This window comes from Thermococcus radiotolerans, from assembly GCF_002214565.1.
Classification (GTDB): domain Archaea; phylum Methanobacteriota_B; class Thermococci; order Thermococcales; family Thermococcaceae; genus Thermococcus; species Thermococcus radiotolerans.
Genome location: NZ_CP015106.1, coordinates 478,537 through 494,537 on the forward strand (window position 1 = coordinate 478,537; position 16,001 = coordinate 494,537).

At 54.3% G+C, this 16,001-nt stretch carries 20 protein-coding genes and 1 pseudogene; 6 read left to right on the forward strand and 15 right to left on the reverse strand.

Annotation, left to right across the window (positions count from 1 at the left end):
- The 3 genes from A3L10_RS02605 to A3L10_RS02615 all read right to left on the reverse strand — a co-directional run bounded on the left by A3L10_RS02605 (window position 1) and on the right by A3L10_RS02615 (window position 1,938).
- Window positions 1-1,371 carry an MATE family efflux transporter gene (locus tag A3L10_RS02605; protein ID WP_088866269.1) on the reverse strand — a complete coding sequence of 457 codons (1,371 nt, stop codon included), beginning with the start codon at window positions 1,369-1,371 and terminating at the stop codon, window positions 1-3.
- Window positions 1,372-1,493: 122 nt separating this feature from the next.
- Entirely contained in the window at window positions 1,494-1,682 is a 189-nt protein-coding gene (locus A3L10_RS02610; RefSeq protein ID WP_088180357.1) for a 50S ribosomal protein L37e, read from the reverse strand.
- A 25-nt stretch (window positions 1,683-1,707) separates the two neighbouring features.
- Entirely contained in the window at window positions 1,708-1,938 is a 231-nt protein-coding gene (locus A3L10_RS02615; protein WP_088180356.1) for an LSm family protein, read from the reverse strand.
- A 158-nt stretch (window positions 1,939-2,096) separates the two neighbouring features.
- On the opposite strand from A3L10_RS02615, the gene glyS reads away from it, so the two are divergent.
- Window positions 2,097-3,809 (forward strand): glycine--tRNA ligase, encoded by a 1,713-nt coding sequence (glyS, locus tag A3L10_RS02620; RefSeq protein WP_088866270.1) that lies wholly within the window; start codon window positions 2,097-2,099, stop codon window positions 3,807-3,809.
- Window positions 3,810-3,811: 2 nt separating this feature from the next.
- On the opposite strand, the gene A3L10_RS02625 is transcribed toward glyS, so the two are convergent.
- Together A3L10_RS02625 and A3L10_RS02630 are read right to left on the reverse strand one after the other, a co-directional pair.
- Window positions 3,812-4,156 (reverse strand): HepT-like ribonuclease domain-containing protein, encoded by a 345-nt coding sequence (locus A3L10_RS02625; RefSeq protein WP_088866271.1) that lies wholly within the window; start codon window positions 4,154-4,156, stop codon window positions 3,812-3,814.
- Complete coding sequence (locus tag A3L10_RS02630) at window positions 4,149-4,451, reverse strand: nucleotidyltransferase family protein (RefSeq protein ID WP_088866272.1); 303 nt, start codon at window positions 4,449-4,451, stop codon at window positions 4,149-4,151. The genes A3L10_RS02625 and A3L10_RS02630 overlap by 8 nt, the downstream gene beginning before the upstream one ends.
- A gap of 59 nt (window positions 4,452-4,510) precedes the next feature.
- Here A3L10_RS02630 and A3L10_RS02635 point away from each other — a divergent pair, with 59 nt between their 5' ends.
- A complete protein-coding gene (locus tag A3L10_RS02635; protein WP_088866273.1) occupies window positions 4,511-5,020 on the forward strand; it encodes a DUF402 domain-containing protein in 510 nt (169 codons plus the stop codon).
- Entirely contained in the window at window positions 5,020-5,310 is a 291-nt protein-coding gene (locus A3L10_RS02640; RefSeq protein ID WP_088867530.1) for a DUF167 domain-containing protein, read from the forward strand. The genes A3L10_RS02635 and A3L10_RS02640 overlap by 1 nt, the downstream gene beginning before the upstream one ends.
- Here A3L10_RS02640 and A3L10_RS02645 read toward each other — a convergent pair.
- Entirely contained in the window at window positions 5,300-6,136 is an 837-nt protein-coding gene (locus A3L10_RS02645; protein ID WP_088866274.1) for a PhzF family phenazine biosynthesis protein, read from the reverse strand. The genes A3L10_RS02640 and A3L10_RS02645 overlap by 11 nt on opposite strands.
- Window positions 6,137-6,175: 39 nt before the next feature.
- Entirely contained in the window at window positions 6,176-7,180 is a 1,005-nt protein-coding gene (locus tag A3L10_RS02650; RefSeq protein ID WP_088866275.1) for a phosphorylating glyceraldehyde-3-phosphate dehydrogenase, read from the reverse strand.
- A 157-nt stretch (window positions 7,181-7,337) separates the two neighbouring features.
- Here A3L10_RS02650 and A3L10_RS02655 point away from each other — a divergent pair, with 157 nt between their 5' ends.
- Together A3L10_RS02655 and A3L10_RS02660 are read left to right on the forward strand one after the other, a co-directional pair.
- Entirely contained in the window at window positions 7,338-8,096 is a 759-nt protein-coding gene (locus tag A3L10_RS02655) for a molybdopterin-binding protein (RefSeq protein ID WP_088866276.1), read from the forward strand.
- 64 nt (window positions 8,097-8,160) lie between these two features.
- Window positions 8,161-8,988, forward strand: a complete 828-nt coding sequence (locus A3L10_RS02660) for a translation initiation factor eIF-2B alpha/beta/delta subunit family protein (protein WP_088866277.1) — start codon at window positions 8,161-8,163, stop codon at window positions 8,986-8,988.
- 23 nt (window positions 8,989-9,011) lie between these two features.
- Here the strand turns inward: A3L10_RS02660 and A3L10_RS02665 are convergent, their stop codons facing one another.
- The 4 genes and pseudogenes from A3L10_RS02665 to A3L10_RS02670 form a co-directional block, all read right to left on the reverse strand.
- A complete protein-coding gene (locus A3L10_RS02665) occupies window positions 9,012-10,790 on the reverse strand; it encodes a DUF4350 domain-containing protein (protein WP_088866278.1) in 1,779 nt (592 codons plus the stop codon).
- Window positions 10,684-11,463 (reverse strand): CARDB domain-containing protein, encoded by a 780-nt coding sequence (locus A3L10_RS10285; RefSeq protein WP_449353733.1) that lies wholly within the window; start codon window positions 11,461-11,463, stop codon window positions 10,684-10,686. The genes A3L10_RS02665 and A3L10_RS10285 overlap by 107 nt, the downstream gene beginning before the upstream one ends.
- A pseudogene (locus A3L10_RS10360) lies at window positions 11,443-11,793 on the reverse strand (CBM96 family carbohydrate-binding protein); the annotation flags it as partial. The pseudogene A3L10_RS10360 and the gene A3L10_RS10285, both read right to left, overlap by 21 nt.
- A gap of 35 nt (window positions 11,794-11,828) precedes the next feature.
- Entirely contained in the window at window positions 11,829-12,017 is a 189-nt protein-coding gene (locus tag A3L10_RS02670) for a hypothetical protein (protein WP_198362081.1), read from the reverse strand.
- 131 nt (window positions 12,018-12,148) lie between these two features.
- On the opposite strand from A3L10_RS02670, the gene A3L10_RS02675 reads away from it, so the two are divergent.
- A complete protein-coding gene (locus tag A3L10_RS02675) occupies window positions 12,149-12,664 on the forward strand; it encodes a cob(I)yrinic acid a,c-diamide adenosyltransferase (RefSeq protein WP_088866280.1) in 516 nt (171 codons plus the stop codon).
- On the opposite strand, the gene A3L10_RS02680 is transcribed toward A3L10_RS02675, so the two are convergent.
- The 4 genes from A3L10_RS02680 to A3L10_RS10290 all read right to left on the reverse strand — a co-directional run bounded on the left by A3L10_RS02680 (window position 12,657) and on the right by A3L10_RS10290 (window position 15,996).
- Window positions 12,657-13,901: an MFS transporter gene (locus A3L10_RS02680; RefSeq protein ID WP_088866281.1), complete on the reverse strand. Its 1,245-nt coding sequence runs from the start codon at window positions 13,899-13,901 to the stop codon at window positions 12,657-12,659. The two genes, A3L10_RS02675 and A3L10_RS02680, sit on opposite strands and share 8 nt — an antisense overlap.
- Window positions 13,898-15,145, reverse strand: a complete 1,248-nt coding sequence (locus A3L10_RS02685) for an MFS transporter (protein ID WP_088866282.1) — start codon at window positions 15,143-15,145, stop codon at window positions 13,898-13,900. Before A3L10_RS02685 ends, A3L10_RS02680 begins: the two co-directional genes overlap by 4 nt.
- 63 nt (window positions 15,146-15,208) lie before the next feature.
- A complete protein-coding gene (locus A3L10_RS02690; RefSeq protein ID WP_088866283.1) occupies window positions 15,209-15,862 on the reverse strand; it encodes a DUF4097 family beta strand repeat-containing protein in 654 nt (217 codons plus the stop codon).
- Entirely contained in the window at window positions 15,859-15,996 is a 138-nt protein-coding gene (locus tag A3L10_RS10290; protein ID WP_157726873.1) for a hypothetical protein, read from the reverse strand. The genes A3L10_RS02690 and A3L10_RS10290 overlap by 4 nt, the downstream gene beginning before the upstream one ends.
- Window positions 15,997-16,001 lie beyond the last annotated feature (5 nt).

Below are 16,001 nucleotides of genomic sequence, written 5' to 3' on the forward strand. Positions count from 1 at the left end.
TTACACCTTCACGTATTTCCATTTTCCTCTCTTGAACGCCCACCAGAAGAGGGCCGCCGTGGTGAACGTTTCGAGGCTCATCGCTATCCACGCGGCTATGACGCCCAGTCCCTCAAAGTGTATTGGGCCGATTGTAAAGCCGAAGCCGAGAAGATAAGCCGGAACTATGCGGAAGAGGAGCTTGCTGGTGGCGGTGATGTACATCGGAGTCTTGGTGTCTCCCGCTCCCCTCAGTGCACCGCCGAGGACGAAGAGCCAGCCGAGGGGAACTTCGCTTATTCCAACTATTATGAGGTATATGCTCGCTAGCCTCATAACCTCGCTGTAGTTCGGGTCGCTTGGGTTTATGAAGGGCATGACGAGGTAGCGCGGGAAGACTATCAGGATAACCGCCATGACGCTCATGAAGAGGCCCACCATCTTCAGAGCCTCGTAGACCGTGCGTTCCGCCTTCTCCGGGTTTCCCTCCCCGAGTCCTTGGCCCACCAGGGCGGAAGTTGCGACGTTGAAACCGAAGGCGGGCATATAGGCTATGCTCTCGACGCGCAGTCCTATCTGATGCGCCGCCAGGGCAAGGGTTCCGAAGCGGGTCACGATACTCATGTAGAGGAGATTGTAGAAGCTGAATATACCGCGCTCGACCATCGTGGGAACTCCCACGCGGAGGATTCTCTTCGCCATGTCGAGATGGAAGCTCCAGCTGGGCCTAAACCTGAGGACGAGCCTCCCGCTCCAGAGGAGGTAGAGGCCGATGAGGAACGAGGTCGTTATGCCCAACCCGGAGGCCCAGGCAGCGCCGACCGGGCCGAGCTCGGGGAAGCCGAGCTTCCCGAAGATGAGGAGGTAGTCAAAGACCGCGTTGATTATGTTCATCAAAATGCCCAGCTTCATGGGAGTTCTCGTGTCCCCCGCCCCCCTGAGGGCTGCGAAGGCCGTGAAGCCCGCGAACCGTATCGGATAGAACGCGAAGATTACCTTGATGTACTCATAACCCAAGGCAACCACGTCGGGCTTGGCCCCCATTATCCGCAGGATGTCATCCCCCAGGAACCAGCCGAAGAACATAACCGGAATTCCGAGGAGGAACGCCAGGTAGAGGCTCTGTTCCAGCGCGAGAGTGGCGTTGGCATCGTCCTTCGCTCCAACGAACCTCGCCACCAGCGCAAGTGTTCCTGTTGCAACCGCCGCCATTATGGGCATCATGAACCAGCTCACCTGGCCGCCAAGGCCGACGGCGGCCAGAGCCAAAGCGCCGAGCTGTCCGACCATCATCATGTCCACTAGGTTGAGAAGCGTCTGGGATATGTTGCCCATTATCGCGGGCCAGGCGAGCTTCCAAAGGCGGCGCTGATCCTCGTTGAGGCGAATCATTAAGACGTCCCTCTAAACGATGAAGTGGCTGTAGAAGTTAATAAGGATTGTGGTTCGGTAGAGTCTCAAAACCTCAACCTCGCCAACTGAGAAGGACTCAAATCAAAGGAAAAGAAAAGGGTTCAGAGGAGGTTCCTCTTCTTCTTCCACTTGTGGGACCAGCTGTACTTCCTCATGCGCCTGCTTCTGCCGAAGCCGCAAGCGGCGCAGTAGCCCTTCTTGATGTTGTAGGCGCGCCTTCCGCAGCGCCTGCACTTAATGTGAGTTGGAGTGTGGTTCCTCCTGCCCTTCGGTGCAGTCCCGCTTCCCATGCTATCACCCCTCTAAGGTCTCACTTCACTCAATCTCGACAGGGGAAATGGCCAGAACGTTGTCTCCCCTGATGACGATTTTACCGTACTTCTTAACGACCTCGCCGTCCTGAATGAGGGCAGCATCGGCGAGGACGACGTTCAGGTGGATGTCGTAACCAATGAGCTTACCCCTGAACTCGGAACCCCTCTTCAGGAGCACGAGCACGTCCTTGTCGAGCGACCTGTGAATAACATCGAGTGGTCTTTCCGCCATTTTCACGCACCTCCAAATAATCAAAGCTCGTAACGATAACGAGGGAAACGGTTTATAACTCTTTCCGTCCCCTGGAGAGGAAAAGGTTCACGGTTAGACGACGCCCCTCCCAAAAGCTTTTTATGAAATGGCCTTACTCCAGTTTCAGGTGGTGAGTGATGGGAGAGAAGCCCGATAAGTACGAGGTTCTTCAGGATTTGATGAGGAGAAGAGGCTTTGCCTGGGGCAGCTTTGAAATCTATGGCGGTGCGAGGGGTTTTTACGATTACGGTCCTCTTGGAGCGACGATAAAGAGAAAAATCGAGCAGAAGATACGCGAGGCCTTCCAGAGGGAGGGCTTCTTCGAGCTTGAAACGCCAGACATCACGCCGGAGAAGGTCTTCATAGCGAGCGGTCACGTTGACAAGTTCGTTGACCCCCTCGTCGAGTGTAAGAAGTGCGGGGCCAGGTTTAGGGCCGACCACCTCGTTGAGGAGGCCCTCGACATCGACACGGAGGGTATGAGCGCTGAGCACCTCACCCAGCTCATCCGCGAGCATGATATCCGCTGCCCGGAGTGTGGCGGCGAGCTTTCCGAGGTCTGGTACTTCAACCTCATGTTCGAGACTAAAATCGGTCCCTACGGCGACCAGAAGGGCTACTTGAGGCCTGAAACGGCCCAGGGCATTTTCGTGAACTTCAGACGCCTCAACGCTTTCGCGAGAAACAAGCTTCCCTTCGGTGTCTTCCAGATTGGAAAAGCCTACCGCAACGAGATTTCACCTAGACAGGGGATGCTCCGCCTGAGGGAGTTCACTCAGGCGGAGGCGGAGATATTCTTCAACCCCAAGGAGACGGAGCATCCGCACTTCGACGAGGTCAAGGACGAGGTTCTGCGCCTCTATCCGATAGAGAACCAGCTCAAGAACCTCGGAATAATTGAAATGACCGCGGGGGAGGCCGTTAAGAACGGCTACGTTCTGAACACCTTCTTCGCCTACTACATGGTCATGGTCAAGAGGACTCTCCTCGACATCGGCATTCCCGAAAAGGCCATACGCTTCCGCCAGCAGCTGCCTGAGGAGAGGGCCCACTACTCAAGTGATACCTGGGACGTCGAGATACACAGCGAGCGCTTCGGCTGGGTGGAGTGTGTGGGTATAGCCTACCGCGGCGACTACGACCTCAGCAAGCACATGAAGATGAGCGGGGCAGATTTAACTGTCCTAATCCACTACGACGAGCCCAGGATAGTCAGGCGCCTCAAAGTGAGCCTCAACATGAAGCGCGTCGGGCCTAAGCTGAAGAAGGACGCCAAGAGGATAAACGACCTCATCCAGGGCTGGGACGAAGAGAAGCTGAGGAGCCTGGTTGAAGTCCTTGAGAAGGACGGCAAAATCACCATCGAGGGCTACGAGCTGGAGAAGGACGACTTCATAATCAAGGAAGTGGAGGAGAAGATAACGGGCGAGAAGATAGTGCCCCACGTCCTCGAGCCGAGCTTTGGAATAGACAGGCCGTTCTACCTGCTTCTTGAGAACAGCCTCGTCATCGAGGAGGACAGAACCTACCTCAAACTGAAGAAGGACATGGCGCCGATTGAGGTCGCAGTCCTGCCCCTCGTCGCCAAGGAGCCTCTGAAGAGCATAGCCTACGATGTATTCAGAACCCTCCAGAAGGCAGGCTTCATAGCGGTCTACGACGAGAAGGACACCGTCGGCAGGCGCTACATGCGCTACGACGAGATAGGCACCCCCTACTGCGTGACCATCGACAACCAGACGCCCGAGGACAACACCGTCACGATCCGCGACCGCGACACGAGGGAGCAGGTGAGGGTGAAGATAGAAGAGCTACCCGAGAAGCTCAGGGAGCTTATTTTTGGGGAGTGAGTTTAGCAGAGCTCTCTTATCATTTTCTCTATGCTTTCTTTCAGTTCAGGTAACTGAAAACGGATTATTGTCCAGACGATATTCAAGTCAACGCCAAAATAATGGTGAATCACAACGTTTCTAAGTCCAATAATGCGCCTCCACGGAACATCGGCATATTTTCTCTTTATCCCCTCCGGCACGTACCTGGCGGCTTCACCTATTATTTCGAGATTTCTCAGAACCGCGTCAATGGTCTTTCTATCCCGCACGAAATCATCAAACTCATAACCTTCTGTATACTCTTCGATCCTGAGAACGGCCTCAAGTATGTCATTCAAAAACAAACAGGGGTCTCGCTTAGACATAGACAAGGTCCCCCTTTATGTGCTCCCAGAAGCGATTCCTGCTCATGGCTGCGTTTTTTGTTATCAGATCCACCTTAACTCCAAGCAAGGATTCGAGATAGTCCTTGAGGTCGACTATCTCCCAGCCGATGGGCCGTTCAAACTCCACAAGAATGTCAACGTCGCTAAGCTCGGTCTCCTCGCCCCTCGCATAGGAACCGAATATAGCGATTGAGCTAACTCCAAACCTCTCGCGAAGATCTTCTTTGTGTGCTCTGAGGATATTCTCAACTTCGGAAAGAGTAACTCTCGCCATCAATAAATCCTGAGTTGTGAAAATATAAAAAGGTTCAGTCCTACCCTCCCTGAGGTATCATGTCCGGGAAAATCCACCTCCTCTACCGCCGCCTTCCGAACAGGCTTCTTGAGCGTGATGATGAGGTAGTTGCTGATTTGGGTGAGGTTATAGTCGCCAAATCCCGCTTCTCCGGCATGCTCGCCCCCCTCAGGGTGAATGGCGTTGAGGTCATTAAAAACGGCTACCGCATGCTGTACTTCGCCTTCATCGGGGAGAACTACGACATCCTGAAGGTCTACGACGAAAACGGCAAGTTCAAGGGGCTTTACATCGATGTCCTGGCCTATACGAGGCGCGAAGGAAACACCCTTGAGATGCTCGACCTCTTCCTCGACATCTTCGTCTTTCCGAGCGGGGAGGCCTTTCTCCTCGATGAGGACGAGCTTGAGATGGCATTGAACTACGGCGTGATTGACAGGGGGACCTTTAACTTCGCCTACCGTGTTGCTAGGGAGATCCTCGAAAAGATTAAACGGAAGGAGTTCCCGCCTGATATTGTGTGGGAGTACGAATGGAGGGATCTATGATGAGCGCGAAGTTCCTGAGAGAGACTAAGGATGGAACGCTTCTCCTGGTCTATGTCCAGCCGAAGGCCAAGAAGAACGAAATCGACGGGATAGACGAGTGGCGCGGAAGGCTGAAGGTCAAGATAACGGCCCCGCCGGTTGAGGGAAAGGCGAACAAAGAACTCGTGAAGTTCCTCTCGAAGCTCCTTAAGGCGGAGATTGAGCTCGTCAGGGGAGAGACAAGTAGGGAGAAGGATTTGCTTGTTAGGGGATTGAACCCGAAAGATATAAAGGAGAGGCTTAAACTTTGAAAAACAGCCTGCCCTCAAGGCTTATCGTCGCCTCTCCACCGACCCAAGGCCTTTCACCTTCAAACTCAACGTAGACTCTGCCCTCACGCCTCAGCGCGTGCCCCTGCTCGAAGATGTATCTATCCTTCACGAGTTTCCCTGTGAGCCTCAGATAGCCAGCGAGAATTCCACTGGCCGTTCCGGTAACCGGGTCTTCAGGGACTCCGACGGCCGGGGCAAAGAACCTCCCCGCGGCGTCGAGCCGAGAATCGAGGGTGTAAACGTAGACTCCTATCACACCGTTCTCCCTGGAGAACTTTGCGAGCCTCCCCATGTCGGGCTCAAGCTCCATCAGCTCTTCAAACGTTGGGATTCCAACGATGCCCTCAGGAGTTCCCGTCGTCATTGCCAACGCTGGACCGACCAAGTTTTCTGTGCCGAGAATTACCTTCAGTGCTCCAATATCAAGCTCCCCAATTACCTCCGGCTTCAGCTGCTTGAGCCACACCCTTCCGTTCTTGATGAGAACGTCAATCTCCCCGGCCTTGGAGAACATCTTGTTGGTTCCCTCACTCGCCAGACCAAGACGCCAGAGCAGGTAGAACGTCGCAACCGTGGCGTGGCCACAGAGGGGAATCTCATCTCCCGGGGTGAAAAATCTCACCCGAAAGCCGTCCCTCTCCGGCCAGACGAAAGCTGTTTCAGAGAGGTTAAGCTCCCCCGCGATGGCTAGCATTGTTTCCCTGTCGAGCTCCGGACAGTCGAGAACAACGGCCGCAGGATTTCCCTTAAGCGGTGTGTCGGTAAATGCATCCACCTTAAATGCCCTGCACTCCACGGCGTTCACCGGAAAAAGTTGGAGAAGGAATGTAAAAGGCTTGCGGCCTCACTTCAAAATCCCGAGACTCTCGTTGGTCTTCCTTATGCTCTCCCACTTGTCGGCGAGCTCGAACATTGCCCTTATTGCGTCTATGTTCTCCGGAACCACGTCGCTCTCCTGGTGGACGGCCTGGATGTAGAAGAGCCTGTTTCCGCGGACGCTGATGCTCTCCTTCCAGACGGCAATCTCGTACAGGTTGTTCCACTCGCGGTGCAGGTCACGGGCGAACTCTATGAGCTGGGCCGTGCTGTCAAATCCCCTCTCCTTCTCGAAGAGAAGAACCCTCGTCGTGCTCTCAAAGATGTCCACAACGTCCTTGGCTTCAATCGGCTTCTTCAGCTCGACCATGATGCTGTGGACGTGCATGAGCGTGGTCGGAACGACGAAGGCTGAGGTCTCGATGTTTATCGGAATAACCGTCTGGACGTCAGGGCCGTGGTGGGACGGAACGGTAACGCTCGGCGTTATGGCATTCACCGGGCCGCGCTTGGCGTCGTTTGGATCTGCCGCACGGCGAATCATGACCGCGTAGACGTAGTCGATGTACCCCCCAATCGCCGAGAGGGTCCGGGTAAGGCCCGTCGTATTGCATGAGACGACGCGGACGTAGTCCTTTCCTAAAGCTTTTTCGTAATTGGCCTGGGCCACGAAGGAGACCTCCGCGGTGGTGGCCTTCTCGCCGCCCTGGAAAATCGCCTTAACGCCAGCCTTCTCGTAGAGGGCCTTGTTCTTAGCTCCCATCCCTCCGGGGGTGGCGTCAACGATGACATCAACCTCATTGAGAAGGTCACTGAGAGTTCCGGCGACCTCAAAGCCTACCTTCTCAAACCTTGGCAGGAATTCCTCGCTGGCGGCGTAGACCGGGATTCCGAGCTCCTTCGCGCGATACGCTTCAAAGTCCGGCTTCGTCTTGGTGACGCCTATGAGCTTCATATCGTCCTGCTTCGTGACCGCGTAGGCGACGCGCTTTCCAATTGTTCCGTATCCATTGACTCCAACCTTCACTCTCATGCTACCACCGGAGAATTTTACCGCGATAAAATACTTAAACGTTGTTTTCACTCCTGGTGAAAACTGCCGTTGAGGGAGCCCGATTTTTACATTTTTGTGCAAAGGGCTCCCGCTGGGGTTATAAGCCAGTCTGCCGGATAGTCTACCGGTGGTTGAGATGTTCGCCGAGATACTCACGATAGGCGACGAACTGCTCACGGGGAACACCGTGGACAGCAACTCCGCCTTTATTGCCCAGAAGCTTACCGAGAGGGGCTACTGGGTGAGGAGGAAGACAACCGTTGGCGACGACGTTGAGGAAATCAAGACCGCCATTCGGGAAATCCTCGCGAGAAAGCCGGAGGTTCTTATCATCTCCGGCGGCCTCGGGCCGACCCACGACGACGTTACAATGCTGGCCGTTGCTGAGGCCCTGGGTAGAAAGTTCGTCCTCTGCGAGTCGTGTCTGGAAAGGATCAGGGAGTTCTACCGCAAGCTCTACGAGAAAGGCCTGATAGACGACCCTGAGCTCAACGAGGGGAGGAAGAAGATGGCCTACCTGCCGGAGGACGCGGAGCCCCTTGAGAACACCGAGGGGGCCGCCCCGGGAGCGTACATCGAACATGAAGGGGTAAAGATATTCGTCCTTCCCGGAATGCCGCGCGAGATGAAGGCCATGCTTGAGCGGGAAGTTCTACCAAGGCTCGGCGAGAGGAAGTTCATACAGAGGAAGTTGCTGGCTGAGATAACCGACGAGAGCAAGCTGGCACCGATTCTCATAGAGGCGCTGGAGCGCTTCAATGTGAGAATACACTCATCGCCGAAGGGCTTCGGCAGATACATCGGCATCATAATCTTCGGCGAGAGCGAGGGGGAGATAGAGAGGGCCAAGGCCTTCATGGAGGAGCGGGGGGTTCGCTTCGAGGAGGGCTGGTAGCGAAACGCTGATAAGGGAAAAGGCGAATTAACCGCGTTCGTGCCAATAACGCAAGGTGTTGCCCATGCTTCCCCCCGAGGTTCGTTCAATCATTGAGGAGATGAGGGCCGAGAGGATCAGAGGCGCCAGCTGGCTGGCCAGAAGGGGCGCCGAGGCGTACCTCGTCCTTTCAGAACTCCTTGAGGGAGAAGAGCTTGAGAGCGCCCTGAAGGAGATGAAGAGGGAAATCCCGGCCGCCAACGGCACGATGGCCTCGCTCTACAACCTCGCGAGATTCATTCCAATAACCGGAGACCCCGACGTGGTGAGAACGAAGGCCGAGGAGTTCATCAGGCTCGGAGAGGAGGCGAAGCGCGAGATAGGCAACATCGGGAGTGAGCTGATAGACGAAAACGAGGTTGTAATCACGCACTCATTCTCCTCGGCAGTTCTTGAGATATTCAAGGCCGCGTGGAGGAAAGGAAAGCACTTCAGGGTCATCCTAACCGAGAGCGCGCCCGACTACGAGGGAATAGCCCTCGCGAGGGAGCTCGATTCACTTGGGGTTCCATTCGAGGTGATAACGGACGCCCAGCTCGGCCTTTTCGCGAGGAAGGCCACCCTTGCCCTGGTCGGTGCCGACAACGTTACCCGCGATGGGGCCGCGGTGAACAAGGCCGGAACCTACCTCCTCGCCCTCGCCTGCCACGACAACGGCGTTCCCTTCTATGTCGCTGCAGAGAGTTTCAAGCTCCATCCAGAGCTGAGCTCGGGTGAGGTTGAGATCGTCGAGAGGCCCTACGTGAGGCAGGGTTACCGGGTCAGAAACATGCTCTTCGACGTTACCCCCTGGCGGTACGTCAGGGGCATCATAACGGAGTTTGGGATTCTGGTGCCTCCGAAGGAAATCTGAGAGAAAAGTAGGGAAAGAAAGGCTCACTCCTGGTGAGCCAGCCAGAGGAGGACTCCCTTGACGAATGGCCAGTTGGTGTTGATGTAGTTGCCGTAGTAGGCGTCGCTTATGGCCTTGCTTGAACCGTAGGCCACTATTCTGCCCTGGCCAACCTCGACGGCGGCAGCGATAATTGGCTTGGAGCCCTTCTCGTAGATGACGTTTCCGTCCTTGTCCTCCGAATACGAGGTCTTATATCCCCTGATGAGCCAAGCCACGCCTCCGCTCACCTTGAGGGTGTCGCCGCTGTAGTACATCTGGTGGTCGGCGGTGAGGAACTTCATCGCCGGGTGGTCGAGGTTGTAGATGCCAACAAGCGGGAACCATGCCCTTCCAGTGTTTACGTCGTCGTCCATCAGCTCGTCGTTGTTGAACTCGATTTCGTACTTGGCAACGACTCTGTTGAGGCTCTTGTAGTAGACGTGGTTGTAATAGTTCTCGCCAAGGATGAAGAGACCGCCGCCGTTCTCGACGAACTGCTGTATCGCCTGCGCCTCCTCGTCGGTTATGTCCTGGCTTGGGTTGGTAATTATGAGCACGTCGTAGTCCTTGAGCTTATCGTAGGTTATCGGGTCGAGGTTGACATCGACTATCCAGCCGAGCTCGCTCTTTATGTTATCAATCAGGGTTGACATTCCGCTGGTGTCCGTCTTCGTCGGGTTGTAGTACTGCCCGTGGGATGCGTCAATGAGAACCTTGGTTATGTGGATCGTTACGTTTGTTGATGGGGTAACGTTGGTCTGGTTTGTGGGGGTCTCGTTGCCCAGTGTTGTTTCGTTGCTAGGAGCGGGCGGGTGGCAGATTGGCTCAACCTGCTCGTAGGTTCTCTGGAGGATTGGGAGTACAAATTCAATCTCCCTGAGAACGTCCCTGCTCATCATCGCGGCCTTTCTTATGTGCACCATGACAGGGTAGTAGTATGCGCTCCTGTAGGGGTTCTGCTGAACGAGCAGGCCCTTGAGGGTGTCGTAGAGGGCGTACTCCTTTTGAATCTCTGCCATAGTGGCGTTTATCCACTCCACATTGGGTTCGAGGTCGCCGAGGTTGACGCCGCAGGAGGTGAGCTCCCCAATAACCCACGTGAGGTTCTCGTACAGCGGTGTTATGTTAGCCATCTCCTTGTTGTAGAGCCTCTCGTAGTAGGGAGTGAGACCGTAGGATATCTTGTACGGATTTGGGGTAACGAAGTAGTCGTAATACCGTTCATCGGTAATATTGCCGGTTCCGTCGAGGACAATGACTGTTATGGTGAGACTACCTGTGAATCTGGGGATATAAGTGAACTCATAAACTGCAGTCTGGTTAACCCTAATAACCTGGGTATCACGTCCGATTTCATCACTGTTATCACGTAACACGACGGTGATGTTGTCGTCCAAGGTTCCGTGGTTGTATATCCTAACACTTATGTTTCTTGGGACACCCTCAAGCATTGGACCAGAAACCTCGAGGCTCTCAACGCCTATCTGGGGAATATAGGGTTTAATGTCGCTGGCATATCTAGGCTCGATCTTAAACTCATCGAAGAGATACACCACGACTCCCCTTATGTACTCGTATCTCACATAGCTTGGGGTGTAGTCGTAGAACTCGTCATCAATTATAACTGAACCACTACCATCATCAACTAACCACTGCCCATGACCGATGTCTGGATCAACAACTTTGACGTCTCTGACCTCTACGAGAACACTTTCCCACTGCTCTTGAGAGACTTCTCCAGTCTTGAGAACAACTGGTTCGGGGGATTTCAACGCTGTCATTGGAGTCAAGCTTAGTTATCGATGACACGTAGCTTATCTCGGTCAGGCCGGAGCTTTCCTTAACGGTACCAACGACTTCAACAACGTCGCCCACCTTGACGGGAGAACTGTCGTTATAGGTCGGTACTTTATCATATGTGTAGACGAATATGCCCCTCCAGGGGCCGGTGCCGTTCTGAATGAAGAATCCGTACCTGTGGGCCCCATAACTAGTTGTCCAGTGGTCGAGGGCAGTGACGAAGCCGCGGGTCTTTACAAGGACATCCACGTAGGCGGAAGCGTCGCCGTTGGTAGTGTTGCTTTGTATCTCCTGGATAGGTACTATAGCACCCACAGTAACTTCTCTGACCTCTTGAGATAAGAGGACGCCATCTTCGTCCTTGAGTATCACACTAACTTCGTGAGTGCCCAGCTCTTCTGGAGTCCACAAGATGCTTACAGTTTTTCCCTCGCTGGCCCCTATAGAGAAGGACGTGTTCTCATAAATGATACTGCCATCTACGGACACTGTTAGATTGAAGCCTGAATAATCAATTTCGTCAGAGTTATTAACGGTTACTGCAATCTCTGTTTCCTCGCCTTTCCAGGCGATTTCTGGGACTTCAATGTTGGTTATCTGGATGTTTTTGGGAGCAATGTAGGATATTTTTAGATATGGAGGATTGCCATATATTTCAGAACCTTCCATTGAGTTAAACTTAGCTGTGTCTTGTGTAGAAGGTATTAATGCAACGCTGACCACTTTATCTCCTAAGAATTGTGTTACCACGTAATTAGTTATATTCCAACAGAAGTATCCATCAGTGCTGACACTGACGGTGTCCAAAATCTCCTCCGAAAAACCTGGCTGGTCATTCCATGTAATAGCATCTTCGCTCCAACTGTCATTTGAAACAGGGTGGGCTTCTATTATGGGGCTTCCATATTGGGCATAGCTGTAGAGACAAATCTGAGCTTCAGTAATTTCAATATTTCCTGGAAGTGAGCTGAGATTGAACTTTAAGTACGTATATTTCCAACCATTATGGTATCCAACATCTAGAGAATTAACATAAGAGCCTTGTTCTCATTGCTGTCTGGATACTTCTCGTAGACGTAGACATCATCTGTAGGGTATATTGTCTCCTCAGTTATCCCTGCAACCGCAGGCTTCACAGCCCATCCCGGTACCAAACTCAAAACCAAAATCAGTGCTATTATCAGAGCCCATCTTTTCATATAGACCACCCAAAAAAGAAGGGCTTTGATGTATAAATAAGTTTTTCCAAAAATCGTTCGTTCCAGTCATCACCTTTGGTGTTCATCAACGCCCATAAAGGCTAAAAAGCGTGGGGATACTAGTTAAAGGGGTGGTCAAAATGTCCATCACTACAAAAACAGGGGATAAGGGTCTAACCGGTCTCTTCACCGGCGACCGCGTGGCGAAGTGTTCGCCGATAATGGAGGCAAACGGAAACATAGATGAACTCGACAGCTTCTTGGGGGAGGCCAAGCACTACGTTCCGGGGGAGATGGCCGAGATTCTCGAGAGGATACAGGTTCACCTATACGACCTGATGGCGGAGATAGCGAGCAAGGGGAAGTACGCGAAGGTTGGCAATGAGGAGGTTGAATGGCTTGAGGGGCTTATTCATAAATATGAAGAGGAAGTCCAGCTCCGGGCCTTCGTTCTTCCGGGTTCAACCATCGCGAGCGCCAAGCTCGACGTCTGTCGCGCGGTGGCCAGGAGAACTGAGAGGAGTGTTGCGAGGCTCGTGCTCGATTACGGCTTTGGCCAGAACGCTCTCGTCTACCTAAACAGGCTCAGCGATCTGCTCTTTATAATGGCGAGGGCGATAGAGAAGAGGGAGGGAAAGCTGAAGGAGGTCAAGTAACCCCTTCACTCTCCCCGTATTTCTGCTCCTTGAGAAGAACCTCCCGATGTCTGGCCCAGAAATATGCGACGACAGCCGCCATGCCTGCCCATATGACCACGGTGACCTCCCAGGCGGGGAATCTGTCGAGGAGCGGTCCGACGGCGATCAGGCCGAGCGGGCTTGAGAGGTGCATCAGGACTGCCATTGCCGACATCACCCTGCCCCTGAGCTCGCTCGGTATCGCGCGCTGTATCTTCGAATTGAGGGGCACGTCTATGAAGGCCTCTATGCTGCCCCACAGGATGTTTATCCCTGCGAGGAAAAAGAACGCCCCGTTTCTCCCCAGGCCTGAGAAGGGGCTTATCGCCCACGTAAAGGCGAGTATCATCACCCCGTCCAGGAGGAGAGTGTGGAAAAGGTACCTCCCGGCTCTCTTCCCGAATTTAATCGCTATCAAACCGTTTCCGATGAGCGCCCCTCCCATGAAGGCACTCTCCAGAAGACCGAACTGGTAGCTCGAGAACTTCAGCACCTCCCTGTAGGAGTACGGCATAATAACTGCCCCAAAGGGCTGGCCGAGGGCTATCATAAAGAGGGCGAAGAACATAAGGGTCGAGAGGTATCTGTTGGAGCGGAGAAATCCGATGCCCTCTTTAAGGTCCTCGATAACCTGGGAAAAGCTCTCCAATTCCTTCGTACGCCACTCGTACTTTATCAGCATCTCAAACAGGCCAGAGCCGAAGAAGCTGACCGCATTTATGAGGATGGCCAGCCTGATACCTCCGACGGCGTAGATGAACCCTCCGAGGGCAGGACCAACGAGGCGGGCGAGTATTGTGAATGACGAGACCGTGGAATTGGCCTTCTCGAGCTCATCGGGTTCCACGAGGTCGGGGAACATCGCTCCGGTCCCGGCCGAGAAAAACGCTCCCATGGAGGCCATTATCACCTGGACGACCAGAAGCTGGTAGATGCCCAAGAGGTCGAACGCGATGACGCCGAAGAGAAGGGCTCCCCTCGCAAGATCAAAGCCGACCATCAGGTGTTTTCGGTTGTAGCGGTCGCCCACCACACCGGCGAAGGGCATGATTATGAGAACGGGTATCATCTCGGCGAGGATGAAGGCAGTCATCATCGAGCCGCTGTGGGTCTGGTCAAGGACATAGAGGGGCAGTGCAACGTCCTGCACCGCCCAGCCGAGCTGACTTATGAAGCGGCCGATCGCAAAGAGCCAGAAGTTCCTGTTGAGGCTCACGGCACCACCTCCGCGTTTTCTGAGCCGATGTTTATAACGGTTTCCCTAAAGCGGAGGTAATAATACAGGGTTATCATTACACTCGGGACGGTGAGGGTGAGGATTATCACCGTGGTTCCCGCGACGTCGATGAGGGGCCCAACGAGGGCCATGCCCAGCGGGGTAGTTGCCATCATTACCGTCTCAAAAGCCGTGAAAAATCTGGAGCGGACCTCATCTGGGACTGCCTTCTGGAGCTTTGTGAAGAGCGGGATGTTAACCAGAGTGTTGAAGAGCCCTATCAGGCCGATTATCCCAAGCAGGGACGGATAGGCCAGTTCTCCAAGGATGGAGCGCGTCACGAAGGCAAGGCCCGTCAGGCAGAGGAGCTGGGCAAACAGCGCCCCGAAGAGGAAGTCCTCTGATCTCTCGCCGAGCTTCAAGGCGATGAGCATGTTTCCGGCCAGTGCTCCTAGGGTCGCCGCCGTCTCGACGCTGCCGAACTTGACGGCGGAGAGGCCCAGTTCAATCCTGGCAAGGTAGGGAAGGACCACCGCAAACACCGGGTTGAGGAGGGTGTTGAGCAGTATCCCGAAGCTCACTAGCACCATGAGGTTCTTTGAGCTCTTCATGAAGCGGAAGCCTTCGAGCATGTCGTCCCAGACCTCGTGGAGGCTTGAGAGCTCCCGCGTTTCCCTGCGGTACTCGATCAGGATTTCAAACAGTCCCGAGCCGAAAAAGCTCACAGCGTTCACCAGGAGGGCCAGTTTGATTCCGCCGAGGGCGTAGATTAGCCCGCCGAGAATGGGGCCGAGTATCCTTAGTATCTGGCCACCGCTCTGCAGTATCGAGTTCGCCCTCGCAAGCTGCTCCCTCTCCACCAGATCGGGAAACATCCCGACTATGCCGGCCGAGAAGAACGCCCCCATAACGCTCATCGCCATCTGAATGGCCAGGAGTTGGTATATCCCCATCAGATTGAACCCTATGACTGCGAAGAGGAGGACTCCCCTCGCTATATCGAGGCCGTACATGAGCTTCTTCCTGTCGTAGCGGTCACCGATAACCCCGGCTATCGGGTTCACCAGCAGTCTTGGAATTAGCTCGGCCATTATGAAGAGGCTCATCATCGCCCCGCTGCCGGTCTGGTCGAGCACGTAGAGCGGAACGGCAACATCCTGCACGACCCATCCGGCCTGTGATATCCACCTGCCCACGGTGTAGAGCCAGAAGTTCCGGCCCATCCCCCGGAAATCCTCGAACATCCCCGCTAACCCCCATGCATCTCTCATTTAATTGCCGAATTGAGTAATTAAAGAGTCAAAGAATCAAATCAGCTCGACCCTCACGTCGCCGTTCACAGTGCTGGCCCTGACCTCAAACTCACCCGTCCCTATAACGGGGTCGTCAGGGTTTATGCCGACCAGCTTGACGTCTCCATTGACCCTTTTGCTGACTATCCTGGCATCGCAGAACTCTGTCAGGCGAAGCACGATGTCACCGTTGACGCAACTTACCTCGACGTCCCCCTCGAGCTCCTCGATGGTGAGCTCGATTTCACCGTTCACTGTGGAGGCCTTCAGGGGGCCGGCAACCGTTAGGTTGGCCCTTATCTCACCGTTCACCGTGCCCAGTTTTTCGGCCTCGCAGTCCTTCAGGCCTATCTCGCCGTTAACCGTCGTGACTTCCTCAAAGCGCACACCCCTGGCCTTAAGCTCGCCGTTCACGTTCTTCGCGCTCACCGGGACGCTCCGCGGAACCTTCACCTCTATCTCAGCCCAACCGTTCTCCCTGAGCAGGTTCAGGAACTTTTTCTTCGGCTCCTCCTTGATGACGAGCCTGCTTCCCTTTTGCTCGACTTCAACGTTTACCTCGCCGTGTACGGTGTAGTTCACCTCAACGTAGTCGTTTTCCCATCCCTCGATCTCGATCTGGCCGTTGGTGGCCTTTATATCAACTTCCCGGACGTTTTCAAATATCATATCAAACCCTCCAGCGGATGAAATTCAAAATCGAAAAGGGGCCTCTCGTGTCCCACCCTAGTTTCGCGGCCTTCCTCCCGCCCATCGGCGATTGTGATGGTATCGGGAGCCGTTGAGATTGCCGCGGTCTCCATCCCGC